Annotated in this window: 1 protein-coding gene; it reads right to left on the reverse strand. The window is 41.7% G+C overall.

What is annotated here, in order from left to right:
• Positions 1-230, reverse strand: a 230-nt coding sequence (locus tag ACXAFS_RS15345; RefSeq protein WP_475308061.1) for a hypothetical protein, incomplete at both ends; no start/stop codon positions are given.

The raw sequence follows: 230 nt of genomic DNA on the forward strand, positions 1-230 counted from the left end.
TCAGCAGATACGCTGTTACCACACTCATCAGTTACGGTCCAAGTTCTAACAATAGTTTTAGTATTACCACAAGCTGCAGTCTCTACGTCTGATTCAGTAATGGTAACTGTACTACAAGTATCTGCACCAATAGCCACACCAGTATTAGCAGAAGACTCATCTTCAGTACACTCAATAGTGATGTCTGCAGGAGCAGTGATTGTAGGTGGAGTTGTATCGACAACTGTAAT

The organism is Winogradskyella sp. ABM4_392, assembly GCF_056160445.1.